The sequence below is a fragment of the Parasphingorhabdus sp. genome (assembly GCF_036963805.1).
In the GTDB taxonomy this organism is placed as follows: Bacteria; Pseudomonadota; Alphaproteobacteria; order Sphingomonadales; family Sphingomonadaceae; genus Parasphingorhabdus.
This window is the reverse complement of sequence record NZ_JBALUN010000061.1, coordinates 1-542: the sequence shown is the minus strand read 5'-3', so window position 1 is coordinate 542 and position 542 is coordinate 1. Positions and strand designations below refer to the sequence as shown.

The following is a 542-nucleotide window of genomic DNA, read 5'->3' as shown; positions in this document are numbered from 1 at the left end:
CCTCCTATTTCTTGTCGCGGGGCGGGAACGGATCATTGCCGTGGCTATCGCTGCGAGCGATCCGCCCGTCCTTGTTGTGAATGCGGAACTCAGTTCGCTGATTGCGGCTGATCTCGCGGCCGCGATCAATCGCATCTTGCTTTGTGTCGTGGTGACTGCTGGCCCGGCCGGCGCCTCCCCGTTTCACATCCCAACCACCATCGGGGTTGGGCACTACGTGGTGTGTTTCAGGTCCTTTGCTCATATGGGTTTTCCTCATTTGGCATTTATGGCGCATAAAAAGTGCGCCTACTCCGAACTTACAGTTAGGGTCCCTCATACGCGTTGTCAAGGCCGCCAGGTGCGCCTACTCTGAACTTCGACGAGTCAGTAGGAGGAGCGTTTGGTGTCCACCCCTCTAGGCGAGAAAATCCGCACCTTGCGAAAGGCCAAAGGCTATACGCTCGAGAAGCTCGCGGAACTTTCCGAGTCTAGCAAGAGCTACATCTGGGAACTTGAGAACAAGAACCCGCCGCGACCTTCAGGTGAGAAGATAGCTAAGA

2 protein-coding genes are annotated in these 542 nt (G+C 56.1%); one reads left to right on the top strand and one right to left on the bottom strand.

Annotated elements, in window-relative coordinates; translation table 11 throughout:
- Positions 1–4: 4 nt before the first annotated feature.
- Entirely contained in the window at positions 5–244 is a 240-nt protein-coding gene (locus V7676_RS18780; protein WP_335661077.1) for a DUF2188 domain-containing protein, read from the bottom strand.
- 141 nt (positions 245–385) lie between these two features.
- On the opposite strand from V7676_RS18780, the gene V7676_RS18775 reads away from it, so the two are divergent.
- The coding region (locus V7676_RS18775; protein ID WP_335661078.1) for a helix-turn-helix domain-containing protein at positions 386–542 on the top strand (157 nt) is incomplete at its 3' end.